The sequence below is a fragment of the Acinetobacter lactucae genome (assembly GCF_013344765.1).
GTDB lineage: Bacteria > Pseudomonadota > Gammaproteobacteria > Pseudomonadales > Moraxellaceae > Acinetobacter > Acinetobacter lactucae_A.
In genome coordinates, this window is the sequence record NZ_JABVBF010000002.1 from 48,245 (window position 1) to 73,758 (window position 25,514).

Annotated in this window: 16 protein-coding genes; 9 read left to right on the top strand and 7 right to left on the bottom strand. The window is 40.4% G+C overall.

Features of this window, described 5'->3' with window-relative positions; all coding sequences use genetic code 11:
• Positions 1–134 precede the first annotated feature (134 nt).
• From HUN22_RS00620 to recD, 3 genes are all read left to right on the top strand, one after another.
• Positions 135–3,770: an exodeoxyribonuclease V subunit gamma gene (locus tag HUN22_RS00620; protein ID WP_174726126.1), complete on the top strand. Its 3,636-nt coding sequence runs from the start codon at positions 135–137 to the stop codon at positions 3,768–3,770.
• Positions 3,771–3,773: 3 nt separating this feature from the next.
• A complete protein-coding gene (locus tag HUN22_RS00625; RefSeq protein WP_174726127.1) occupies positions 3,774–7,472 on the top strand; it encodes a UvrD-helicase domain-containing protein in 3,699 nt (1,232 codons plus the stop codon).
• A 108-nt stretch (positions 7,473–7,580) separates the two neighbouring features.
• Entirely contained in the window at positions 7,581–9,332 is a 1,752-nt protein-coding gene (gene recD / locus HUN22_RS00630) for an exodeoxyribonuclease V subunit alpha (protein ID WP_174726128.1), read from the top strand.
• Between the two features lie 700 nt (positions 9,333–10,032).
• On the opposite strand, the gene HUN22_RS00635 is transcribed toward recD, so the two are convergent.
• Positions 10,033–11,331 (bottom strand): serine hydrolase domain-containing protein, encoded by a 1,299-nt coding sequence (locus HUN22_RS00635; RefSeq protein WP_174726129.1) that lies wholly within the window; start codon positions 11,329–11,331, stop codon positions 10,033–10,035.
• 210 nt (positions 11,332–11,541) lie between these two features.
• Between HUN22_RS00635 and rpsO the strand changes: the two genes are divergently transcribed.
• The 3 genes from rpsO to HUN22_RS00650 all read left to right on the top strand — a co-directional run bounded on the left by rpsO (position 11,542) and on the right by HUN22_RS00650 (position 15,453).
• Positions 11,542–11,811: a 30S ribosomal protein S15 gene (gene rpsO, locus HUN22_RS00640; RefSeq protein ID WP_002114951.1), complete on the top strand. Its 270-nt coding sequence runs from the start codon at positions 11,542–11,544 to the stop codon at positions 11,809–11,811.
• Between the two features lie 257 nt (positions 11,812–12,068).
• On the top strand, positions 12,069–14,156 hold the full coding sequence (pnp, locus tag HUN22_RS00645) for a polyribonucleotide nucleotidyltransferase (RefSeq protein WP_170814194.1): 2,088 nt from the start codon (positions 12,069–12,071) through the stop codon (positions 14,154–14,156).
• 85 nt (positions 14,157–14,241) lie between these two features.
• On the top strand, positions 14,242–15,453 hold the full coding sequence (locus HUN22_RS00650; RefSeq protein ID WP_174726130.1) for a magnesium transporter CorA family protein: 1,212 nt from the start codon (positions 14,242–14,244) through the stop codon (positions 15,451–15,453).
• Positions 15,454–15,682: 229 nt separating this feature from the next.
• Here HUN22_RS00650 and HUN22_RS00655 read toward each other — a convergent pair whose 3' ends face one another.
• From HUN22_RS00655 to HUN22_RS00680, 6 genes are all read right to left on the bottom strand, one after another.
• Entirely contained in the window at positions 15,683–16,012 is a 330-nt protein-coding gene (locus HUN22_RS00655; protein ID WP_174726131.1) for a chaperone modulator CbpM, read from the bottom strand.
• A gap of 11 nt (positions 16,013–16,023) precedes the next feature.
• Positions 16,024–16,980, bottom strand: a complete 957-nt coding sequence (locus HUN22_RS00660) for a DnaJ C-terminal domain-containing protein (protein WP_174726132.1) — start codon at positions 16,978–16,980, stop codon at positions 16,024–16,026.
• 146 nt (positions 16,981–17,126) lie between these two features.
• On the bottom strand, positions 17,127–17,738 hold the full coding sequence (locus HUN22_RS00665; RefSeq protein WP_174726133.1) for a LysE family translocator: 612 nt from the start codon (positions 17,736–17,738) through the stop codon (positions 17,127–17,129).
• A gap of 137 nt (positions 17,739–17,875) precedes the next feature.
• A complete protein-coding gene (locus HUN22_RS00670; protein WP_174726134.1) occupies positions 17,876–18,751 on the bottom strand; it encodes an Hsp33 family molecular chaperone HslO in 876 nt (291 codons plus the stop codon).
• Positions 18,752–18,914: 163 nt separating this feature from the next.
• Positions 18,915–20,759, bottom strand: coding sequence for a monovalent cation:proton antiporter-2 (CPA2) family protein (locus HUN22_RS00675; RefSeq protein WP_174726135.1), 1,845 nt, complete (start codon positions 20,757–20,759; stop codon positions 18,915–18,917).
• A 76-nt stretch (positions 20,760–20,835) separates the two neighbouring features.
• Positions 20,836–23,064 carry a primosomal protein N' gene (locus tag HUN22_RS00680; protein ID WP_174726136.1) on the bottom strand — a complete coding sequence of 743 codons (2,229 nt, stop codon included), beginning with the start codon at positions 23,062–23,064 and terminating at the stop codon, positions 20,836–20,838.
• Positions 23,065–23,212: 148 nt separating this feature from the next.
• Here HUN22_RS00680 and gspF point away from each other — a divergent pair, with 148 nt between their 5' ends.
• The 3 genes from gspF to HUN22_RS00695 form a co-directional block, all read left to right on the top strand.
• On the top strand, positions 23,213–24,418 hold the full coding sequence (gene gspF, locus HUN22_RS00685) for a type II secretion system inner membrane protein GspF (protein WP_174726137.1): 1,206 nt from the start codon (positions 23,213–23,215) through the stop codon (positions 24,416–24,418).
• A 23-nt stretch (positions 24,419–24,441) separates the two neighbouring features.
• A complete protein-coding gene (gspG, locus tag HUN22_RS00690; protein ID WP_174726140.1) occupies positions 24,442–24,993 on the top strand; it encodes a type II secretion system major pseudopilin GspG in 552 nt (183 codons plus the stop codon).
• A 269-nt stretch (positions 24,994–25,262) separates the two neighbouring features.
• Positions 25,263–25,514: hypothetical protein (locus HUN22_RS00695; RefSeq protein WP_174726138.1), on the top strand; the 252-nt coding region annotated here is incomplete at its 3' end.

Sequence of the window (25,514 nt, forward strand, 5' to 3'; positions counted from 1 at the left end):
TCAAACCAAGTGTAAGTGACACCTAAAGTTAAATTATGCTGTGTTTAAACCAACGTGACATAGTCAGATTCAGTTGTATAGTAATGAATGTTTATGATTTTGTGCATAAATTATGCAAGCAGGATATGAAATAAATGGGGATTCATGTTATTCAAAGTCAACGTATTGATGTGTTGTTGCAAGGTGTATTGGCGTCTACATCTCAAGCTTCAACGCATCCATTACAGGTTTTGAAAACCCAGCATTTTATTGTTCCAAGTCCTGCGGTCGAGCAGTGGCTGATACAAAAACTTGCAGAACAGCAAGGCATGAGTGCTAATTACCAGTTTCACCAACGGGTACGAGGTTTCCAATGGTTTGCCTATCAGCAAGTTTTAACTGCGCATAAAGAGCAGGTCCGTAAAGCGAACATCCCTCGTTTAATTTTTAAATGGCGGGTGCATCAGGCTTTACACGAATTTATTCAACCTGAAACGATGAGCATCGACACGTCGCATCCATTACATTCTATTGTTCAGCGTATTTATGACAGCGCAGATCGACTCGAACAAGGTATAGATAAACAATTAAAAAAACAAAAAATGCTGTACTGGGTTGCTGAGCAGGTTGCCGATTTATTTAGCAACTATATGATTTATCGGGGACAGTGCCAGCGTGGTTGTGAAAATAGTTGCACCTGTCCTGAAAACTGGTTGTCTGCTTGGGGGCAGGGCCGAGCACTCGATATTGAAAAATATATTGTGCAGAAAGATGAAGAAGTGACTGCTTTTGCATTACATCAAACGCAAGAGCTGGAACGTTGGCAGCGTTGGTTGTGGCAACAACATTTTCATGATGATTTTGTGCAGATGCAGCAAATTGATGCGTTGTTTTGGCAAGAGCTAGATCATCCGGAACGCAGTAAGCGTGCTATTTCAAGATTACCTAATCAAGTGGTGATCTTTACGTTGTTAGATTTACCACCAAGCCAATTACAGTTTTTGCGCCGTTTAGGCCAATATATTGATGTATTGATTTTGCATTATAACCCTTCACAAGAATATTGGGCCGATAGTGTCGATCCACTCTGGAAACAGCGTTATGACTTAGGGGTAAAAGAGCGTTTTATTGCGAAAAATCCAAAGGCTACAGACACTGAAATTAGCGATTTCTTTAATAAATTTACACTCAACTTTAATGCTGAAGCGCGTGAGTCTAGACATCCGCTTTTAACCAGATTAGGGAAACAAGCCCGCGACCACTTTTCGCTATTATCAAATTTATCTACAGGTGAGGAAGGTAAGTGGGTTGATGCTTTTGTGGATGATTTTCCTGAAAGTCTGCTCGGTAAAGTTCAGTCAGATATTTTGCATTTAGTGGAACCTCAAGCTAAGCAATATGAACTCGCTCCAGACGATGACTCGATTCAGATTCATGTTTGTCATTCAACTTTACGTCAGCTTGAAGTATTAAAAGAGCAATTAATCTGTTGGTTGGCTAAACCACATGAGCAACCGCGCCGTCCAAACGATATTTTAGTTTTAGTTCCTAATTTGGCTGATATAGAGCCTCTAATTCGAAGTGTATTTCCCGCTACTGCCACTGAGCAAGGTGTACATTTGCCAGTGAAAATCGCAGGTGTTGCATCACTCGATGCACTTAATGCTTGGCGTGCCGTGATTGGGCGTATTCAGCTGATGCAGGGGCGTTTTAGCTTTGATGATTTTGCTGACTGGTTAAGTTTGCATGCGACCCAGCAACGTTACGAACTTGAGTATGTTCAGGTTGAGCGAATTTTAAATTTACTTGCCGATGCGGGCTTTAAACGAGGGCTGGATGCAGAGCATCTCAAGCGCAGTTTGTGTGAAGGCGATGATGATTACCGATATAGCTTTAAATTTGCCTTAGAGCGATTGGCCCTTGGCATTGCTGTGCCTGTACATGCGACGTTTAATCAGGTGTTGAGTTATGCCAAAGTTCAACCGAGCGATTTCGAGTTGGTGGGTACACTCATTCAGATTTATCAAGATTTGAATGAGCGCCGTGATTGGCTGACTCTGCATGAACAAGGAAAAGTCTACACGGTTGAATATTGGCTTCAGGTATTGGGCAAAGATATTGTTGAGTTTGAACAGGTCGGTGTTGCTGCTTTAAAAGCTGTGCGGGAAATTGTTAAAAAACAAGAACGAATGTTAACGCTCGCAAGTTATTACGCTGAGACAGAAACAGGAACTTTGCGCAAAATTACCTTGCCTCTGCCTTATATTATTGAAGAAATTCAACGGACATTAGAAAGTCAAAGTGCGCAAGCTGAACCGACAGGGCAAATTACCTTTGCCCAAATTGGACACATTCGACCGTTACCTTATCGTTTAATGGTCATGTTAAATCTTGATGCAGGGCAATTTCCAAACCGTGATACACACGTTCCATTTGATTTGATGGATGCACTGCGCCAACAGTTAGGCGATCGCTCTCGACTTGAAGATGATCAAGGTGCTTTTTTAGATGCTTTATTATTAGCTCAAGAAAATTTATGGCTGTTTTATAACGGCTTTGATGTGAACGATGGCGAGGTGCGCGAACCTTCCAGTATTCTTCAAGAGTTCCGTGAGCATCTTGCTTTAATTGTGAAAGCTGAAAGCGATCTACCTGAAAATTTCGTTGTTGAAGGGATTGAAATTCCATCACAGTTAAAACAACTCTATCACTTACATGATTTACAGCCCTTCGACCCGAAAGGTTTTACTGTAGAAAAAAGTGTTATTCGCTACCAAGACCACTGGTTTAAAGTCGCTTCACAAATTCAGCAAGTTTCAGGAAGCCGTCAACCTTGGACGAACACAACCTATCCGCTACAAGCACCGGACATGCTGGTTTTAGAGAGTCAGCAGTGGATACAGGATGTGACATTCCCTGCACGGTTATATTTGAAAACTTTAGGGGTAGAAAACTTAGGAAGTGTCGGAGTGCTAGACCAAAATGAACCGTTATTATTAGATGGTTTAGGGCGCTATACGATCCGACATTTTTTACAACAATCTGAACAGCAAGCACAACCTGAAGTATTAATTGATCAGTTGCCTGTAGGTAAAGTCAAATATAGCGCATGGCAACAAGGTGTGTTTGAGCAAGAATGTTTGCTTGAACGCCTTCACAATTATGCACCAGCAGTGACATCAACGACTCAGCGTATTTGGCGAATTGCTAAACAGCTGCATATGAATATTACCGTTCCGAAGTCTGAAACTCGGGATTGGGTGAGTATGGAGCCTTCAAGCGCTCGGGCAAAAAGACGTGCTAAAGTCTGGTTAGAATATCTACTTTGGTTAGCTTACTTAAATGAAGGAAGTGCAGGGGCTGAAAAACGCCGTATTGTGGTTTTTAGCGATCAAACTGTGATTTGTAGTGGCATAAGTTCTGAGCAAGCTCGGCAATATTTACAGCCATGGTTTAAAATCTGGTGCCATGCACAGCAACAACCTTTGGTTCTACCAGCAGCCTTATTATTAAAGCCGCTAGAAAAAGCTAAAGCATATCAGTGGAAAATAACAAATCAGACAGAAAAAGCAAAACTGGATGAGAAGAGCTATGCTGAGCTGCTAAAATACTGGAATGAAACAGGGTCATTTACCACAATGGATATGACTCAAAATGAAGCTTGTAAGTTGCATCAAGACTGGAGCTTTATTTTACAAGAACAAGATGCACAGGCTTTACTTCAACACGCTTGTGATGAGTTTGCGTATGATCTGTATCATCCTGTTTTTCAATTTCAACATTCGGAGTAAGGCATGAACTCAAGAGTACAGGTGTCTTATCAACCTATTATTGATATTGAATTTAGTGGTTTACACTTAATTGAAGCTTCGGCAGGTACAGGGAAAACCTATACCTTATCGAGCTTGATGGTCCGTATCTTTCTTGAAAAGTATTTGCCTAGACAAGTGATTGCAACCACGTTTACTCGTGCTGCCGCTGCCGAGTTAAAAAGTCGTATTCGCGCCCGTCTGGTCGAAACGTACCGTTACTTAGAGACCAAGCGCAGTTTTACAGAACAAGAGCTACTTACGCAGGCTGAGCAAGAGCCTGACTTATTACTCCAACATATTTTAAAAAGCTTTGCGACGCGTATTGCCTATGCGTGTGAACGTTTAAAACTGGTTATAGATCAATTAGACGAGTTATTTGTCGGGACACTTGATAGCTTTAGCCAAAAACTGTTACGTGAGTTTGCCTTTGAGAGTGGCAAAATTGAACGCGCTCAAATTACCGATGATGCCAAAACCTATAGCCGACAACTGATTCATGATGTTTTGCGTGAATGGATACAGTCTCAACCTCAAACCGTGATTGATGCTTTGTATTTGGCAGGTGAGCTTAAGAGTGTTGATAGTTTTGTTAAACTTGTCGAAGACTCACTTAATTTTAGTTCAGCTCATTTTAAACTTCCCGAAAAACCAACTATTCAATTTGAACAACTTGCGCAGCTCAAACAGTTAGCAACAGAAATTGACTTAAGCCTTTTAGAGTCGTATTACTTGCTTGATGGCGAGCACTACAAGCATGTAAGTGGGACCGTATTTCGAAATGGCGCGTTTAACAAATTATTTAGCGAGTGTTTACCGCAGCTTTTGCAAGTTCTAACGCAAAGCGACAGTATTCTAGTTTTTGATGGGTCTTTGACTGCACAACGTGAGCTTGTTTTTAAGTTTTTAGGTCAACTTGCCGATCAAAAAGTTTTTAAGAAATGTCCTGCTGAAATCTCAGAGGGTTTCTATCAGCATCCCTGTATTCAGCAAATCCAGAAGTTGTTCGGTGTGCTGAAAAACTACGCCGAGCAGTTCGACCAGCTTCATATTTATTTAAAAGCCTATTTATGTGTAGAGGTTAAAAAACGCTTACCACAGGTTTTGCAAAATAAAGGTGAGACTACTTTTTCTCAGCAAATTCGTACACTTTCTGAAGCTTTAAAAGGTGAGCAGGGGCAACGTTTTGCTGTATTTGTGCAGGCTCGATATCCCTTAATCTTGGTTGATGAATTTCAGGACACCAACCAAGATCAAGACGATATGCTGGCGAGCATTTGGCGCCATCCAGAGCGCTACCACAAAGGCTGCATGATTATGGTCGGTGACCGTAAACAGGCAATTTACGGTTTCCGTGGTGGGGATATGCTCACCTTCTTAAATGCTTATAAAGATATTCAAGCCAAGCATGGTCGTGAATATAAGTTAATTCATAACCATCGTTCTGTTGCTGACTTAGTTGAAGTGGTCGACGCCTTATTTCAAAGGCAAATCGACTTTGGTGAAGAAGTTCAATATGACCCAATTCGAGCAGGTACTCGGCCTCATCCTGTATTGATTGAGCAGAACAATCATAATCCTTATCCTTTACGCTGGCTCATGCTCAAAGATAAAGAAACAGAGGCTCAGCAAGTTGCATGGAAGATTCGAGATCTACTTAACCAGTCACATGCTGGACAACTATATTTTCAAAAAGATGCTCAGACTCAAACCTTAAATGAAGATGATATTGCGGTATTGTCTCGTAATCATGATGGCCTCGATAAAGTTCAATTTGAGCTAGAACGTTTAGGAATTCGGGTTAATCGCCCATCAAAACGAAGTGTTTTCGATTGCTCGATTGCTCAAGACGTGGGTGCTTTGTTGACTGCCATACTTCATCCTTACGATGAGGCAAAAGTAAAACGAGCGTTAATTAGCCGTCTATTTGCCATGGATTTAAAACAACTCTTGCAACTTGAGCAGACAGCCGAAGGGTTAAGCCAGTTTATGACTGGTTTTGACACGATTAGAGAGTTGTGGTCCGCTCAAGGCTTTTTAGTGGCATGGCAACAATGCCTCATCCAGTTTGATATATGGCAAAATTTGGTTGCAGCTCAAAGTAAAGATAATGAACGGGTTGTGGTGAACTTACGTCATTTAACTGAAATTTTGAGTCAGCACAGTGAGAAATACTCAGGCGCGCAAAATCTCTATCACTGGTATCTCAAACAGTTGCGTTCTCCTCTTGATCGTGATTGGGAGTTAGAACGTAAATTATCGAGTGAAGCTGGTGTTCAGCTCATGACAATTCACCAGTCAAAAGGACTGGAATTTAAGATAGTATTTTTATTAGGTGCAGATAAGCCCTTTCGAGAAAATAATAAAACACTCAATTTTTCGACCCAAGATATTGTCAAACCAGACTCAAACCAGACTTTGACTCAACGTGTCGTTGCGATTGCTGACAAAACTTATTTGAATGAAATAGAACTTAAGCAGCACGAAGAGCGAGCACTCGCTGAACAGAATCGTCTTTGGTATGTCGCTTTAACGCGAGCAAGCCACCGCGTCTATGCTGTTTTACAAGATCTTGATGGTAAATCAGTTTCAGGCTTAGCTTTCTGGAAAAATAGAGCTGAACCTTTTCAACACCGTTGCTGTACGGATGAAATGGTTTTGGAACAGATTCCACAAGCAATTCATTTAACCAAGCAAACCAGTGTTATTGAAATACAAGCAAAACGGTTTCCTGAACAACGTTTTTATTCGAGAGGGAAAACCAGTTTCAGTTACTTGGCACAGCATTTAAAACATAAGGCGGGCACAGATTTATTGGCGAGTCAGAGCAATGATGCTGTATTAGCAGAAGATGAGTTGGACTTAATCAACTCTACTGAAGCAATCAGTGCTCAGCCGATTGACTGGATAAAGAATAACTTTCCTAGAGGAACGCTTGCCGGTAATTTCTTGCATGAAATATTTGAACATATTGATTTTCAGTGTTCAGATGACTGGGTCATAGAAATACGTCGTCGCTTTAAAAATGACTATAGTAGCCTTTGGCAAGATTTACTCAGTAAATATAACGAGAGTTTCCCAGAAGAGGAAGATGCCGAAAATCTGCTTTACCAGTCAGTTGCAGAGTGGTTAAAAGATATTTTGCGAACACCGCTTTCTCAAGGTTTTCAACTAAATCAGCTCCAACAAGATCAGTATTTGTCAGAGTTTCCTTTTTATTTGGCACTCTCAGATCGGGTTTTAGCAATGAAACGTATTCAGCAGCTCTTCGCTGAGTATGGGTTGAATATGCCGGAATTACTTGAAGCGCGTTCGGCCCGTTATCTCAATGGTTCTATCGATTTGGTTTATTTTGATGGGCAGCGTTACCACATTGCCGATTATAAAAGTAATTACTTAGGCGATGATCTTGCAGATTATCGTAGCGACAGCATTGCCCAAAGTATGTCTTTAGCAAGTTATTGGCTACAAGCAGGTTTATATCTCGTTGCATTACATCGTTATTTGCAAGTCAAAATGCAGGATTACAAGATTGAGCAACACTTAGGTGGGGCGACCTATCTTTATTTACGTGGCATGAATGGTGAAGCGGAGCAGGGCTATTATTACTGGCAACCTAGTGTCGAGTTTATTCTGCGTCTTGATGCCATTTTGGGGTATTTTGCTGAGGATAAAATTGCATGAAAAATGCTGATAAAGTATGTAATTTCAATATTAACAAATACTTGACATGTGGATAAGCCTGTCTATAACCATGTGGACAAGCGTGTGGAAAACTAGGTGGATAAGTGTGTGGACAATCTAAATAGCCCTGAACAAGCTGATTTAAGCTGGTTAACAACGTGGAGTAACTTCTTAAATCAGGCTCCATTTACTGAGCAATCGCAAGTGTCAGAAGCCACTTCTTACTTGCAGCAGCTTATTGAAGCGAGCTTACAAGGCGATAGTTGTATCGATATCAGTTCAGAGCAAATTGCAGCACTTGGTCAGCTTGTTATATCTGCCGATCAAGCAACTTCAAAAGTTGCGCCGTGCGTCTATGATGAGCAGGGGTTGGCATTATACCGATATTGGCATCTAGAGCAACGACTTGCAGAACAAATTTGTCGATTAAAGCAACAATTAATTCAACCTGTCTCTTGTGATGATTATTTAGACCTACTTGCTGATCCTCATCAACAGGCAGCTTTACAAATGGTTGCTCGGCAGAGCTTGAGTATTATTACGGGAGGGCCGGGTACAGGTAAGACTTATACACTTGCACGTATTATTGCTGTGCTGAGTCAAGCAATTCCAAATATTCGTGTGGCGATGGCTGCTCCAACGGGTAAAGCAGCACAGCGAATGCAAGAGGCCTTACAAAACTCGTTTAATGACCCTAAGTTGCTTGAGTCCGGATTAGTGAGTGAAGAACTAAGGAATCAGGGAACACAAACGATTCATCGTTTATTGGGAATAGGGCATAGCCAGACACCAAGGTTTCATCAAAAACAACCGATTCCTTACGATGTAATTGTGGTGGATGAGGCTTCCATGCTGGATTTAAATCTGGCAACTCTTCTGTTCGAAGCAGTGCCAGAGTCTTGTCGAATTATTTTATTAGGAGATGCAAATCAGCTCGCTTCCGTCGACGTCGGAGCGGTTCTTGCAGATTTACAGCAAATACAGGCGTTGGCTGACAACAGAGTACAATTACAAACCAGTCGCCGTTTCGCTGAAGGGGCACTGATTGGGCAAGTGGCTAAATTTATTCAGGCGCAAACACATCAACAAAATCATGTAGAAGTTTTGCAGCGATTTGAAGTTGATATTGTTCAAGTTTCAGAATTAAAGCCCGTACTTTTACAAACAGATATGCCTGATGTGGTTCAGCTTGAATATTTACCAGAAGGGAATCAATTAGACCTAGATAGCTATTATCAAAAGCTAATGCTCGGGTTCCAAGGGTATGTACAGACTCTAAAAAATTATTTAAAAGAAGAGCGTTCGATTGAACAGGTCCAAAATGTAGTAAAAGCGTTTGATGATTATCGGATTTTAACGGCTGTTCGTCATGGCCCGTTCGGCTTGCAGCAGTTAAACCAATATGCGCAGCGTTGGTTACAGCAGCAACTTTCAATCGTGACTGTCGGAGGATGGTATGTGGGCCGTCCGGTAATGATGACTTATAACGACTATCAGCTCGGTATTTCAAATGGTGACATTGGTTTGTGTTTTGAACATAGAACTCAGCCACAGCAATTTGAAGTATATTTTCCAAGTTTGAATAAATGGGTTGCTGCAAATCGATTACCTAAGAGTATTCAAAGTGCATTCGCTTTAACAATTCATAAATCGCAAGGGTCTGAATTTACACACACTGCTGTCGTTCTGGATCAGGCTGCAAAGAATTTATTAAGCCAAGAGCTTATTTACACTGCGATTACACGTGCTAAAAAAGTGGTGAGTCTTTTGGTTCATCCCGAAGCTTTACTACAGTCATTTACAGTTCGTACGACACGAAAAAGTGGTTTAGTTCAGAAAGTTAATCGGTTAGTTCGTTAAGCCAAACTTAATATTTTTACCCTTGTAAGAAAAAGCTTACATAGATTCGAGATATTTGCTGCTAGAGTACACCCCACGTTTTTGAGATTATAAACACACAACGAGCTTGGCAAGGAATGTCGGGCAAAATCGCACAATAATAATAACTTAAGTCGAGAGACTGCGAACTTACAATGAAGTAGGTGTATAAAGAGGAAACTTACAGCCGCTAAGCCTTGTAGTTTTGGGAGAGACTACAGGGCTTTTTTATATTCTCAATTTTATTTACTTCTAAAAATTATCAGAAAAGTTAGGATTTAAGTCCATATTGAGTGTAATTTATTTTAAAAATTTATATCAATAATATCAATATATTTATCTGTAATATGATTTTTAAACAGCCATTTTTCCTGTGAATTGTTAAGTTAAATGTTATACAGAACTGTACGATAATGGGGTAAAAATCGTTATATATTAAATATTAGACAGACCTGTACGTTTTTGCTTACATGATGATAAGAAAAATACTACTTTTCTTCATAATTGGATATGTCACAATACCTCACATAAGGAAATAGAAACAAAACAACGGAAGTCAGTTAAAACAACAAGAAGGATGTGTCTAGCATCTCACCAACGACAATAAAAACAGTAATAACACGATAAACAAAAACTACAGCGCAAAAAACCCAAGCAGAAATGCTTGGGTTTTTTATTTGATTTACACTAAGTTGGTTTCATGAGCGTCGCTACCAAATAAAGATCGGCGCTGATCTCTAGGAATGCGTGGGCATTGTGTTGAAATCTGATAAAGCACGTTGGCTAAAGCAGGAAGGTGTGTCCCAACGACAGATTTACCTGTTGTTAATAGAGAAACACTGATATCTCGTTCAGGGTCTGCCCAACATAAAATATTGGAGAACCCTAAATGGCCAAATGCTTGCCCTGACATTGGACCAAAAAGTCCTACAGGATTGCTACCTAACATTGGTCCCAAAGCATAGCGCATTGGAATTAGCAAAGTACGGTCAATGTTAACGCCTGTGGTTGGCAGTGTTGCTCTGAAAATCGTTTTCTCACTGAAGATTTGCTGACCGCCGTAGCTTCCTCCACTTAAAAGCATTTCAAAGAATCGGCCAGCTTGTTCTGCACTGGTATAGATGTTTCCTGCTGGGCAAATGGTGTCCATAAAACGACTATCATTAGTGACATCAACTGCAAGTTGTAAACCGCCACCTAAAACATGGTTAAGGTAGTGATCGGTACCAAGGCGAGGGTGCAGACCTGTTGCACAGTTTAAGGCAACTTCTGGACGGTATTCTGGTTTCAATCCATAGTTGAAATAAGGCATTCCCATCGGTTTTTCGATAGTCTGATGCACAAAGTCACGTAAATCCTGCCCAGTCACCCGTTCAATGACTTCTCCTAAAATATAACCTGCCGTAACAGCATGATAGGCAAGGTGGTTACCAGCAGGAGACACAGGTTTGGCAGCATATAAACGTTTTAAAATTTCGTCTTTATCAAATAATAGTTCTGGGGTGACATCGCCATCAATATAGGGAATGCCACCACGATGTGCTAATAAATGAAAGATCGTTGCGCGGCGCTTACCGTTAACACCATATTCGGGAATGTAATAGCTCACGGGATCGAGTAAATTAATTTCACCTTTTTCATCTAATAGATGAATTAACATAGCTGTGATCATCTTTGATGCTGAAAACAGGCAAACTGGGGTATCTGGAGTCGCAATCAAGGCATTCTCTTGTAGTCCTGCTGGAGAGTTCCCCTGAGCATATCCAATGCTTCTGTTCAGTAGAACTTTACCTTGTCTGCGTAGACAAAAAGTAATGAGTGGATAATTTCCGGTTTTATATAATGCTTCTAAACTGTTCCAGATTTTTTGAATCTGGCGTTCACTCATGCCACCCTGTTCAGCAGCAACTTCATCTTTTTGTCGAATGACTTGCTCAATATTGTCCGGTACTGGACAAGTGTTGGTTGAAAAAAATTTCACACGTCCCTCGCGCTTCTTTCTTTTTATTCAAGGCTAGTGTGCAGGGTTAAGGACCTGATGTCAGTGTCTAAAATGACAAGTTACTGAAAACTATTTTGCAATCCACCTATAGATACCTTAAAATAGGCGACTTGCTGTAGTGATGCACGGCAGTCAGTTGCCTCAACTGATTCATATCGTTTACTTTTTTAAGCATCTCGGAGAAATCGAATGGCTTTAACTAATGCAGACCGCGCAGAGATCATTGCTAAATTTGCTCGCGCTGAAAATGACACTGGTTCACCAGAAGTTCAAGTAGCTTTATTGACTGCTCAAATCAATGATTTACAAGGTCACTTCAAAGCTCACAAACATGACCACCACAGCCGTCGTGGTTTGATCCGTATGGTTAACCAACGTCGTAAATTGCTCGACTACTTAAATGGTAAAGACCACGGTCGTTACACTGCTTTGATCGGTGCTTTAGGTTTACGTCGTTAATTCGATTTTCACTTTGTTTTCGCTATTTCGCATGTCGCAATGCTTTATCGCTGAAAAGAGAGTTTCACTTAATGTTAGGTTAAGTGATTTTTAGAAGGGGCGCTTGTGCGCTCCTTCTTTGCGTTTAACTTATTTTAAATAATTGATCTAGTGTGATGGCTTCTAAGCTTTGTCATTTATCTACCAATCGGTGTAGTCTGAATGCCAAACCTTAGGGGTCTCACTAGAATAAAATTAGGAAAATACAATACATGTCAATGTTTAATATCGTTCGTAAAGAATTCCAATTCGGTCAACATCAAGTCGTTTTAGAAACGGGTCGCGTTGCACGTCAAGCAAACACAGTTTTAATCACTATGGGTGGCGTAACTGTTTTAGTTGCAGTTGTTGCTCAACCTAAAGCAAAAGCGGGTCAAGACTTTTTTCCGTTAACAGTTAACTATCAAGAAAAACAATATGCAGCTGGTCGTATCCCTGGTGGTTACGGTAAGCGTGAAGGCCGTGCTTCTGAAGCTGAAACGTTAATTTCACGTCTTATTGACCGTCCAATTCGTCCGTTGTTCCCAGAAGGTTACTTTAACGAAATTCAAGTAACGGCAACTGTTGTTTCTTCTGACAAAACTATGGATGCTGACATTGCAGCAATGCTTGGTACATCAGCAGCATTGTCTATTGCTGGTACTCCTTTCCGTGGTCCAATCGGTGGCGCACGTGTTGGTTTAATCAACGGTGAATATGTTCTTAACCCGAACTTCGAACAGTTGAAAGAAAGTGACCTTGACCTTGTGGTTGCAGGTACAGAATCTGCTGTATTGATGGTTGAATCTGAAGCGAAAGAACTTTCAGAAGACCAAATGCTTGGTGCTGTGCTTTTCGGTCATGACGAAATGCAAATTGCAATTCAAGCGATTAAAGAATTTGCTGCCGCTGCTGGTGCTGTTGAATCAACTTGGGTTGCTCCAACTAAAAACGAAGCTCTTCTTGAGCAATTAAAAGCAGCTTTCGAAGCGAAAATTTCTGAAGCATATACAATTGCGGTTAAACAAGACCGTTATGCAGCGCTTGATGCACTTTATGCAGAAGCTGTAGCTCAGTTCGTTCCAGAAAATGACGAAACTGGTATTGCTGATGAAGTAAACGAATTATTCGAAGACCTTAAATACCGTACAGTACGTGACAACATCTTGTCAGGTAAGCCACGTATTGATGGTCGTGATACTAAAACTGTTCGTGCTATCGACGTTCAAGTTGGCGTATTAGATCGTGCACATGGTTCTGCATTATTTACACGTGGTGAAACTCAGGCGTTGGTAACAACAACTTTGGGTAATACTCGTGATGCGTTAATGGTTGATACCCTTGCTGGTACTAAAACTGATAACTTCATGTTGCACTATAACTTCCCTGCATACTCTGTAGGTGAAACTGGCCGTGAATCTGGTCCTAAGCGTCGTGAAATTGGTCACGGTCGTTTAGCACGCCGTGGTGTTCAAGCTGTTCTTCCTGCTGCTGATCGCTTCCCGTATGTAATTCGTATTGTATCTGACATTACTGAATCTAACGGTTCATCTTCAATGGCTTCTGTATGTGGTGCTTCATTATCACTTATGGATGCAGGTGTTCCACTTAAAGCTCCAGTTGCTGGTATTGCAATGGGCTTAGTAAAAGAAGGCGAGCGTTTCGCAGTGCTTTCTGACATCTTAGGTGATGAAGATCACTTAGGTGATATGGACTTTAAAGTAGCAGGTTCTGCAAACGGTATTACTGCACTTCAAATGGACATTAAGATTGAAGGTATTACCGAAGAAATCATGGAAGTTGCATTAAACCAAGCGTTTGCTGGTCGTATGCATATCCTGAATGAAATGAATAAAGTCATTTCACGCGCTCGTGCTGAAATCAGTGCTCATGCACCGACGTTTGAAGTTATTAACATTAACCCAGACAAGATCCGTGATGTTATTGGTAAAGGCGGCGCAACTATCCGTCAAATTACTGAAGAAACTAAAGCTGCAATTGATATCGAAGACAACGGTACAGTACGCGTATTTGGTGAAACTAAAGCTGCTGCTAAAGCTGCAATTGCTAAGATTCAAGCCATTACTGCTGAAGTTGAACCAGGTAAAATCTATGACGGTAAAGTAATCCGTATCGTAGAATTCGGTGCGTTTGTAAACATTATGCCGGGTACTGATGGTCTTCTTCACATTTCGCAAATTTCAAATGAACGTATTGCGAACGTAACTGATGTTCTTAAAGAAGGTCAGGAAGTGAAAGTACAAGTTGCTGATGTTGATAATCGTGGTCGTATTAAATTGACTATGAAAGACATTGAACAAGCATAATTGTTCTAGTGACATGAAAAAGTCCGCTTGATGCGGACTTTTTTTATGGCATGATGCAAGTAATACAAAAACAGATCATTGTGGAATGCAGGTTTATTACTTTTATCGCCATCAAGCTGACGGCTATGTCTTTTTAAGCCGCGAACAGCATAGTGAACATGTTCTGGAGTTTTTCTGGATTGATAGTGTCAGAACCGATGTGGTGAGCCATAACGAAGAATGGCAACAAAAAATTCAACAGCTTTCAGGCGTGGTGATTAATGAATTTCATATGCGGGACATCGCGAATATTGAGCATCCCTGCGCATTTGACACGCTTGAAGAATATGACCTGCTGATTTTTAAAAAGTTGGTTACACCTGATGATGAAATTAAACATGCTGAATCCCAAGACAGTGTTTTTGGATTAGCGATGACGCCCATTAGTTTCATTTTGACCCCCGATGTGCTAATTAGTGTGCGTGAGCAGGGAAATAAGTCGATTGAAAACTATATTCAACGTCTTGAAAATATTTTATGTAAAACCTTAGAAGAGCAGAATAAAACCCGTAAATTACCAAATTCACCCGTCGATTTATCGTTGCGACTTTTAAATAGTATGGTGGATGGTTATCTTGATATTCGCTCACCGTTGACGAGAAGAGTCGAGCATTGGCAACAACAACTATTACAAGGTAATCGCCGTTTCAAGCAGTGGCACCAGCTATTCCATGAAAATATGGCCTTTCAACAGGTCGAAAATTTATGCGAAGAGCAAATCGAAACCTTACAAGAATTTCGAGATGAAATTGTAGAAAATTACCATCATGTGGTCGGTAGTCATATTCGTAATTCTCAAGATATTTTATTGGTACGTGTAAATGATTTGATGAGTCATGTTGAGCGTATTCAAAAACATACTTTGCGTCTACGTAATGCTATTCAATCGGCAATTGATTTGCACTTTTCTGCAATTGCAAACCAGACCAATGAAAACATGCGGATTCTTGCTATTATCACTGCTGTTTTTGCACCGCTTACGCTTTTAACAGGCATTTATGGAATGAATTTTGAGTTTATTCCAGGGCTTAAATCTCCTATTGGTTTCTGGATTATGCTTGGGGTCATGCTACTGAGTACGATTTTGCTTTTGTACTATTTTTATCGACAGCATTTGGTGGGGCGCGGTGAAAAAAGTGTGATTGATTTACTGGCTCATCAACAACGTCAAGATCGAATGAATTTGTTTTGGTTTTTGGAATATGAGCCGATTAAGCAGACTTTGAAGGAAGTGGAAAAGATTACTCGGTTAAAGTAATAGTAATTTTCAAAAATGAATAAAGACGATTTATTAGCATTGCCTCAAATATAGAGATTAGTTAGATTTTTTTTGTATAGGCATGTCCTTACTTTTGACTGGGCAAAAGTAACAAAACCCCTTATTGGACTGACGGTACATCCATGTTACCGCAGTCCAAAAGGCGGCATCCATGCCGCCTATCACTTTAATTCATGCCTGTTTAGAAGGTTATTTAGAAGAAAAAATCTCAATGAAAATGCTTCAACTGTTTTCTAAGTTGTTGCACTTCATCAATCAAATCTAACATCACAGCAACTGCTGCTAAGCTTGCATCAAAGTCACGTTGCAGACGATACGCTTTACGAGCACGGGCAACATCTTCGCCCATAAACTGGTGCGCTTCAGGTGTATTCTCAACTGATAAAATATCATATTCAATTAACTGAAGAATCCAGTCAGGACTTTGGCCGCAAGCTTGGGCAAATTGTTGTAAGTCAAATGTATATTGTTCATCAACGACCTCCGCATTAAAGGTATGGCCGTCATATACAATTTCTCGATAGTGAATGGTTGTCATGATCTTGCTCCCTAATGAGATGAACGAGGTTCGAAAGAAGCAAAGGCTTCTGCTAGTTGCTGATAGGCTTCTTTTTCTTTTTCAGAATTTGCAGGCGGGAATACAATATTTAAAATTAAATAGAGATGGCCTGGCGTTTTATTTGGTATCCCTTTGTCTTTTAAACGTAGCTGTTGTCCTTGTTTTGCATTTTTAGGTAAGTTGACGTTTAAAGGTCCAGCTGGTGTTTTTACTTCAATACCCTGACCTAATGCCGCTTCCCACGGCGCTATATCTACGGTCAGATATACATCACTGCCTTCGACATGAACACGGTCGGTATCTTTATACTGGATTTCAATATAAAGATCGCCGTTAGGACCACCATTAATTCCACTCTGGCCTTGTCCACTTAAGCGGATTTGCTGACCTTCTTTCATGCCTTTTGGTATTTTGACTTGAAGTGTTTTGCGTTGAACTTCAGGCTCACCATAAGCGTTTATGGTTGGAATTTGTAGAGTAATTTGTTGGGTTGAACCATGATAGGCAATATCAAGATCGACCTCTATGCTGGCATGTTGATCTTCACCGCGGTAACTACGTTGTTGTCTTTGATATTGCTGTTGTCCACCGCCAAAGCCTGCACCAAAGCGACCAAATAAATCTTCAAAACCACTAAAGTCTGCTTGCTCACCACCTGTAAAGCCTTGACGATAAAATTGTGCTCCATCAAAGCCGCCTTGTGCAGCACCTTGACCAAAGTGATTAAAACCTTGAGGGTGATCTAACATCTGGTCATATTCGGCTTTTTTATCTGCATTACTTAATGTGTCGTAGGCAACATTAATTGCCTGCATTTTTTCTTCTGCATCTTTTTCTTTGCTGATGTCTGGATGATATTTACGGGCTAATTTTCGATAAGCTTTTTTAATTTCATCAGCAGAGGCTTTGCGTGTAACCCCTAATTCTTCATAATAATTTTTTGCCATAATGTTTTATCACGATGGTGTTGTTTATTTCATTATGAAACGATTTTTAGAGTTTTTAATAAGCTAGATTGTATAAGAGTTGTTCTATTCCAAAATGAAATTAATAGAAAGAGGTATAGGTAAATGAGGCCTATACCTCTCATGATTTAGAGGAAACTTTGATATAAGCCGTAAAGGGCAATAAGTAGAAGTAATAAACCGCATAGGCCCAATATTTTTGGATATAAATGACTGTTAGAAAGGCGGCGGAAAAAGATATAAACCAGAGATAGGGTAAGGAAATCTAAAACAATCCATGTTAGCGTGAGTATGGTTAAACTTAAATTTAATTGAGGGGTAATAGAGACAAATTGCGGAAAGAAAGCCGAGAAAAAGATAATATCTTTTGGGTTTGAAATACCGACGAGAAAACCTTTTTTAAAGCCGCCACTTTGTGCTGAAACTGTTTGTATCGCTTCTGGATGAGGGGCTTGAATCACTTCTTTAAGAATACTAAAACCCAAATAGCCAATATATAGGCAGCCTAAAATACGAATGATATTGAGATAACTATCATTAACACTCAGCACTCCTTTTAAAACGAGTACTGAAATAAAAATTAAGACAAGGGATGCTAGGTTTGTACCAAAAATGGTTTCAAGTGCTTTTTTATAGCCCCCTTTAAGTCCAGCGCTTGCAACTAAAATCATGACAGGGCCAGGGGTCGCAATCATGATAACTACACTAAAAATAAAGAGAAAATAATCAAAATAATTCATGGTATTTAGACATCTTATTTATTAGGCTATAAAGTAGCCTTATATTATCCTATTTAAATTAACATGTTGAAAATTATCATCAAAAAATACAGCTAAATAAAAAGGCGGTATAACCGCCTTTTTATAAAGTTAAAATATTAACTTAAATGTTCACCAAATAATCCTAAAGCTTCTTCAGCGGTAAAGGTATATTGCGTATTACAGAACTGACAATCCATACGAATCGGGTTCTGTTGTTCTAGGGTTTCATGAACAGCGTCTACACCAATTTGAATCAGGGCATTTGCACAGCGTTCTTTTGAACATGTACAGCCAAATTTTAATGCTTCAATTTCTGGTAAACGAACTTCTTCTTCGTTATATAAACGATATAAGATTTCATTGGCATCTAAATTGGTAAGCTCTTCAGCTTTTAAGGTTTCGGTTAACATCGTCAAACGTGGCCATAAATCTTCATCGACCAAGTTTTGCTCTTCTTCATCATGGCGTGGTAAGAGTTGAATCAGTAAACCACCAGAACGCTTATCCGTACTTGCCAACACAATGCGAGTTGGAATTTGAGCAGATAAATCGTAATACTGCATCAAGCAACCCGCTAAATTCACTTGATCAAGCGGCACGATCCCTTGATAACGTTCGCCAAATTCCGGTTCAATATTAATAAATAAAACTGGATTAACTAAAGCGCCAAGAACTGTGCTGCTGTCTGTTGCTTCAACAAAGCGAGGGTCGGTTTCATAGTCCGCTAAAGCACGAACCTCTCCTAAATGGTTACATTCAGCCATCGCCCATTTGAAGGTGCCGCTAGCCTGGATTTGCAAGCTGATACGGCCTTTGATTTTTAGTGTACTTGCAAGTAATGCAGTCGCACTCAACATTTCACCTAGCAGAATTTTAACCGCAGGCATATAGTCACGTTGAGCTAAGATAGTTTGTAGGGCTTCTTCTAGATGAACTACTTCTCCACGTACTGGAAAGTTCTCTATATAAAAGCGTTGGCGTAAATCAGACATAATATTCTCCAGGGCCCTAAGCAGAGTATAACTATTTCGTTTTAATCAAGCTTAGGAAATGCAGCGAAGCCGCAAGCCGGACAGGGGCAGCTTTGTGCCCATTGTCCAATTATTTAGGCAATGTGAATAAGTCCTTAATATAGCCATTTTCTGAAATCTCAAGTTATTCTAGATGATCTCTTGTAATGTCGATGCGATTTGGTTGTAAATGACGCTTTAAATTAACATCATGTTTTGATGTAGCCTGTTGCTGTGCATCACTTTCAAACAAATGTTCAAGCTCGGCTAAGGCATTACGATGTGTTTCAAAGATCTTCTGTTCATCAGTATAAATACTTTGCTGCTGTATGAGCAATTTCTCATCATAATCCCGAAAGATTTCGATATTGCTATAAGCTTGTTCATCAGAAATTCCGAGTTCTCGCAGGGCGCGATAAGCCATTCCTAATGATGATAAATACGTCTCACGCCAAATATTTTCAACTCCTAAATCCCTTAAAAGATGCACGTGGTGGCGGTCACGAGCACGGGCCAATAGCTTTAAGTGTGGATAATTTAATCTGAGATGACGTGCGACATTCATGGAGTCTTCGACATCATCAATTGCCAAAATAAATACTTTGGCTTTTTCTATACCGGCAGAACGTAATAAATCAGGCTGGGTTACATCACCATAATAGAGCTTACCGCCGTATCGACGAACAAAGTCGACTTGCTGAAGATTGTTATCGATAGCAGTAAAGCCTAAATGTTGTAGGCGGGCAATACGCGCGATAATTTGTCCAAATCGACCAAAACCAGCAATGATAATTGGGTTATCCTGCTCGGGAATTTCATCGTACTCAGGTGGACGTTCTTTATTAAACAAAGGCATGACCTGAGTTGCCATAATCCAGTAAATCACTGGGGTAAGGACCATCGACAACGTCACAATAAGGGTCACTGGCTCTAATAGAGCTTGAGTTAAAATCTTCTCACTTTTTGCAAGACTCAAAATGACAAAAGCAAATTCTCCGCCTTGTGCCAAGCAAGTACCTAAAAGCAAACTGTTATTCCAACTGTATTTTTTATAGCGAGCAATCGCAGTTAATATCAGTGTTTTGATGAGTAATAAGCCGACTGCGCCACCAATAATAAGTAACGGCATTTCAATGAGTAGTGACAGCTGGGTGGTCATACCCACTGTCATAAAGAATAAGCCAAGTAGTAAACCTTTAAATGGCGCAATACTCGCTTCAACTTCATGGCGAAATTCTGAATCTGCTAATAATACGCCTGTGAGGAACGCGCCTAATGTGGTGCTAATTCCTAAAGTATCCATAAGCAAGACAACAGCAAGGATAATAAATAATCCTACTGCTGTAATAAGCTCAGTCGCGCCACTTTTTGCAACAAAGCGGAAGAATGGACGCATCACATAGCGACTAAACAAAAACAAGCCAGTAAAGGTCGCAATAATCGCCGCAAAATAAGCGATCCCGTGATGGGTTGATTCTGTTCCTGCCAATAATGGAATGATGGCAAGTAAGGGAATAGCCGCTATATCTTGAAAGAGCAAAATCGAAAAAGACTGCTGACCATAAGTCGTGTTGAGTTGCTGCTTTTCAGTCAGAAGCTGTAATACAAAAGCGGTAGAAGACAGTGCAAGGGCAAAACCAATGACAAAGCTGACAGAAAGCTGCTGTTGAAACAGTAATAGTATGATCAGCATAAGTACGCCACCGCTAATGAGGACTTGCAGACTTCCCATCACAAAAATAGAGTCACGCATTTCCCACAAGCGCTGTGGTCTTAGTTCTAAACCAATCAGGAACATCAATAAAATGACACCGAACTCGGCAAGTTCCATAATTGCTTCAGGGTCATGTGCAATATTTAAAACACTAGGACCTAGAAGTATTCCTGTAAATAAATAACCTAAAACTGTTGCTATCCCTAGGCGTTTGCCAAGAGGGACTAAAATCAGAGAAGCTCCAAGAAAGATTGTTGCTTGCAGTAGGAATGACATTCATTGCCTCGAATGTATTAGTCTCTTTTAAGTGTAAAGCCAAAAAGGCTTCTTCACACCATGATATTCAAATCATCTAATTAAATTCTTGCGGATCGACATCAATTGATAGCCTGAGCTGATGCTGTCTTGGAGCATGAACCAATTGAGACCACCATTGTCTTAAGTAAAAATGTAGGCGAGCACGGTCGGTAGATAAAATCACCATGTGGGCACGGTAGCGTCCCGCTTTACGTTCCATCGGCGCTGGAATAGGTCCCCAAATATCAACAATCTCACCAGCCACTTGACGAAGTTGCTCGGCAGCTTCATTTAAAAATTGTAAGGTATAGTCACGATCTTTGGATTCTGCTCGTATTAGAACTGCATAGCGATAAGGCGGCAGCAAAGCAACTTTACGTTCAGCCAGCGTTTGTTTGGCAACCGCGCGATAATCTTTTTCGATGAGTGTGATGAGTAATGGATGATCAGGTCTTAAGGTTTGTAAATAAACATGGCCTTTGTGTTCACCACGACCTGCACGACCAGCGACTTGCACAATCAGTTGCGCCGTACGTTCTGGTGCACGGATGTCTACACTGAGTAAACCCGCATCAATATCTAAAATAGCAACCAAGGTCACATGTGGAAAATGGTGACCCTTTGCCAACATTTGAGTACCGAGCAAAATTGTTGGTTTGTTTTGATGAATACGGTCATAAATTTTTTGCCAGCTTCCGACACGACTGGTACTGTCACGATCGACCCGAATGACATCATGATCTGGAAATAATTCTTGTAAGTGTTCTTCAACCTTAGCTGTTCCAGCACCCAAGGTTTTTAGGCTTTTTTGCTGACATTCAGGGCAGTGATCGGGCAAGCGATGAACAGTGCCGCAGTGGTGGCAGTGTAAATAAGAATAAGGCTGAGTATGCAAAGTAAAATGTGCATCACAATGCGGACAATTTGCTTGCCAGCCACAGCTTTCACACACCAGTACAGGTGCATAGCCACGACGGTTTAAAAAGATTAAAACCTGTTCTTTTCTGGCTAGGGTATTGTTAATCTGTTCGATTAATGGTTGGCTAATTCCATGCTGTTTTTTGACAATTTTAAGGTCAATCAAATGCATTTTAGGTAAAAGCGCATGGCCTGCACGTTGGTTAAGTTGCAGTGCAGTTAATTTGCCAGTTTCGACCAAATAATAACTATCGATGCTCGGTGTTGCTGAACCTAAAATAACAGGGCAGTTTTGCAAGTGACCTCGATAAAGTGCGACATCACGTGCATGGTAGCGGAAGCCTTCTTGCTGTTTATAGGACAGGTCATGTTCTTCATCTAAAATGATTAAACCCAAACGTGGCAGTGGCGTATAGATCGCAGAGCGTGTTCCTAAAATAATAGATGCTTTGCCAGTCTGAGCCTGTTGCCATGCTTGTAAACGTTTAGAGTCATTTAAGCCAGAGTGCAATAGAGCAATATCACAATTAAAACGAGACTTAAAACGAGAAATGGTTTGAGGAGTTAAACCAATTTCAGGGACCAAAACTAATACTTGTTTACCTTGCTTTAGCACTTCGTGCATGATGTGCAGATAAACTTCAGTTTTACCACTTCCTGTTAAACCATCTAACAAGAAGGCCTGGTACTGATGCTGCGCGTTTATGACGTGCTGGGTTGCCTTCTTTTGGTCTTCATTTAGCGTGAGCGGCATTTGTGCCAATTGAACAGGCGATGGGCTAAAGTCGTGTGGTTCAAGCGAGCAGTCTACCAGTCCTTTCTTTTGAAGTGCTTTAAGCGTAGCTGTTTCTACACCACTTAAATTAAGAATGTTCTCTGTGGTTCCAGCAGGGTGTAACTTTAAAATTTGATACGCGTCTTGTTGCTTAACAGAACGTTTAAGAAGTACTTCCACATTATCACATGGTGTGATTTTCCAAAGATGGAACAAAACATCCATTGGTTTGCCTTGACGCAATAATGCGGGTAGGGCGGTTTGCATGACCTCACCAATTGGAAATTGGTAATACTGAGCTGACCATGTCAATAAACTTAAAACTTGTTCATCTAAAATAGGCTCATCATCTAAAAGTTCAGAAATGGCTTTAAGCTGAAATTTGCCAGTAAATGATTCATTTGGGTTCACTTTTTCAGTAATGATGCCAATCAGGTTTTGGCGTCCAAATGAAATAGCGACGCGTGAGCCTACGTGAGCCCGTTCATATTGTGCTTGGGTGAGTGTATAGTCAAAAGTGTCGTACAGATGCACAGGTACGGCTACACGCACACGATAAACAACTGAATCAGGCTTTGGCGTTATGGTCATAGAGGCTCATTTCGTCAATTTTAAAAAACGGCATAGCGTCGTGAAGAGGACTTGGGTATTCTACACAGGCTATAGAACGAATATGAATGATTGCGTAGCATAGATGCAACAGCAGCGACTATTATTTTTGGAAAATTAGAACACTACCATGCCTGCATATCAATTTACTGCCATTGATGCTTCAGGGAAGCAGCAAAAAGGGGTGCTTGAGGGAGACTCAGCACGCCAGATTCGCCAACAATTACGTGATAAAGCATGGACACCAATTAGCGTTGATCCGGTTGAACAAAAAGATAAACATCAGAGTCAGGGGTTATTCCAAAAAAAGTTCAGTGCTTATGATTTGGCGCTCATGACCAGACAACTTTCGGTCTTGGTTGCTGCTGCTATTCCACTTGAGGAAGCCTTACGCGCCGTGAGCAGACAAAGTGAAAAAACACATGTGCAAAATCTTTTATTATCTGTGCGTTCTCGAGTCTTAGAAGGCCATTCACTCGCACAAGGTATGCAGCAGTCTGGACGTTTCCCTGACCTTTATATTGCAACGGTGGCTGCTGGCGAGCGTTCAGGACATTTAGATCTCATTTTAGATCAGCTTTCGGATTACACCGAAAATCGCTTTGCCATGCAAAAGAAAGTTCAAGGCGCCATGATTTATCCAATCATTTTAATGCTGATGTCTTTTGGTATTGTGATGGGCTTAATGACTTATGTTGTGCCAGAGATTGTAAAAACTTTTGATCAAAATAAAGATGCTCTACCTTGGATTACAGTCGCTTTAATGAAAGCCAGCGATTTTATTCGACATGCTTGGGTGTTTATTATTCTTTTTGCAGTGGTGGGTATTGTCGCATTCGTTCGGTTTTTAAGAACTACTGCTGGACATTATGCTTTTGATCGATTAACACTCAAATTGCCATTATTCGGTAAACTGTCACGTGGTATTAATGCTGCACGCTTTGCCAGTACCTTATCTATTTTGACTCGTTCAGGTGTTCCTTTGGTTGATGCCTTAAAAATTGGTGCAGCAGTAACTAATAACTGGGTCATACGGGACTCAATTGCTCACGCGGCTGAGCGTGTGACAGAAGGTGGTAACTTAGGTACGCAACTTGAGCGCAGTGGTTATTTCCCACCAATGATGGTACAAATGATTCGAAGTGGAGAGGCATCAGGCGAGCTGGACCGCATGTTAGAACGAGCATCGACCATGCAAGATCGGGAGGTGACGACATTTATTTCAACCTTACTGGCATTACTTGAACCGCTTATGCTGGTTTTAATGGCAAGCATTGTACTGGTTATTGTAATCGCGGTTATGCTGCCAATCGTAAATATGAACAATATGATTTAATCACTTTGATATTAGAGATAATGATGAAGATAGTCATGAAACAAAAAGAGCACGTTAAGGATGCTCAAAAAACCTCAAGCGTAGCTTTCGGACTTGCACAATCGTGCCATTCCGAGCAGAGCTCTCCATCTTGCGTTCGGACAAAGCTTCGCTTTGTTAATCCTCACTCAGGCTTTACCCTCATTGAAGTCATGGTAGTAATTGTAATTTTAGGCGTGTTAGCAGCTTTAATCGTACCAAATGTCATGGGGCGTAGTGAAAAAGCCAAAATTGATACGACTCAAATTGCATTAAAGGGTGTAGCGGGTGCTTTAGATCAGTACAAGCTTGATAATGGCCATTTCCCAACCATGCAAGAAGGTGGGCTAGATGCTTTGGTTAACCAGCCAGCTACAGCGAAAAACTGGATGCCAGGTGGCTATGTAAAAGGTGGTTATCCTAAAGACAGTTGGAAAAACGATATTCAATATGTCATTCCTGGGGCAGATGGTCGCGCTTTTGATTTGTATTCATTTGGAGCAGATGGCAAAGATGGTGGTGAGGGTAATGATGCGGATATTTATTATCAGCCTTAATTGAAAATATAATAGAGATTATCAATTCAGTTAAAAAGATAAACTGATAAATTCGAATTGATAATCTCTCTCAATCAGAAAAATATAATAAATATTTGAAAAATATAAATTAAAATTAATAGTGATATTTGAGATTTATAATAAGAATTATTCCCATATTTAATAGTTACAAGAAAGTTAAAATGTAGAGAAAAATAAGCTATATATTTAAATGAAAGCTTTGCATAATAAATAAAAAGCACTTTATTCAATTAAAAAGGAGAGATTAAATGAAAGCATTTCTCATATTAGATGAACTGACTCAGTTTCATTGGGTAATGCTCAAGTCTGTCCTATTGATTTTGGGTTTATTGCCGATTGCCGAAGTTTTTTTAAAGTTGTGGCTGAGTACAGAAGGAAGCAGCCAAATCATGATTGGCTTCTTTGCATTAAGTATTGTGAGTGCATGGTTAATGGTGAGCTTCTTTACAGCCTTAAAAGCGAGCGTATGGCAAGTTAAACAAATATCTACTCAATATGAG

Bases quoted from the DNA above. Each gene is read 5' to 3' on its own strand.
- HUN22_RS00620 (WP_174726126.1), top strand. From the start codon at position 135: ATGGGGATTCATGTTATTCAAAGTCAACGTATTGATGTGTTGTTGCAA.
- HUN22_RS00650 (WP_174726130.1), top strand. From the start codon at position 14,242: ATGCAGGTTTATTACTTTTATCGCCATCAAGCTGACGGCTATGTCTTT.
- HUN22_RS00625 (WP_174726127.1), top strand. From the start codon at position 3,774: ATGAACTCAAGAGTACAGGTGTCTTATCAACCTATTATTGATATTGAA.
- HUN22_RS00660 (WP_174726132.1), bottom strand. From the start codon at position 16,980: ATGGCAAAAAATTATTATGAAGAATTAGGGGTTACACGCAAAGCCTCT.
- HUN22_RS00670 (WP_174726134.1), bottom strand. From the start codon at position 18,751: ATGTCTGATTTACGCCAACGCTTTTATATAGAGAACTTTCCAGTACGT.
- gspG (WP_174726140.1), top strand. From the start codon at position 24,442: ATGAAGATAGTCATGAAACAAAAAGAGCACGTTAAGGATGCTCAAAAA.
- HUN22_RS00680 (WP_174726136.1), bottom strand. From the start codon at position 23,064: ATGACCATAACGCCAAAGCCTGATTCAGTTGTTTATCGTGTGCGTGTA.
- HUN22_RS00675 (WP_174726135.1), bottom strand. From the start codon at position 20,759: ATGTCATTCCTACTGCAAGCAACAATCTTTCTTGGAGCTTCTCTGATT.
- pnp (WP_170814194.1), top strand. From the start codon at position 12,069: ATGTTTAATATCGTTCGTAAAGAATTCCAATTCGGTCAACATCAAGTC.
- rpsO (WP_002114951.1), top strand. From the start codon at position 11,542: ATGGCTTTAACTAATGCAGACCGCGCAGAGATCATTGCTAAATTTGCT.
- HUN22_RS00665 (WP_174726133.1), bottom strand. From the start codon at position 17,738: ATGAATTATTTTGATTATTTTCTCTTTATTTTTAGTGTAGTTATCATG.
- gspF (WP_174726137.1), top strand. From the start codon at position 23,213: ATGCCTGCATATCAATTTACTGCCATTGATGCTTCAGGGAAGCAGCAA.
- HUN22_RS00655 (WP_174726131.1), bottom strand. From the start codon at position 16,012: ATGACAACCATTCACTATCGAGAAATTGTATATGACGGCCATACCTTT.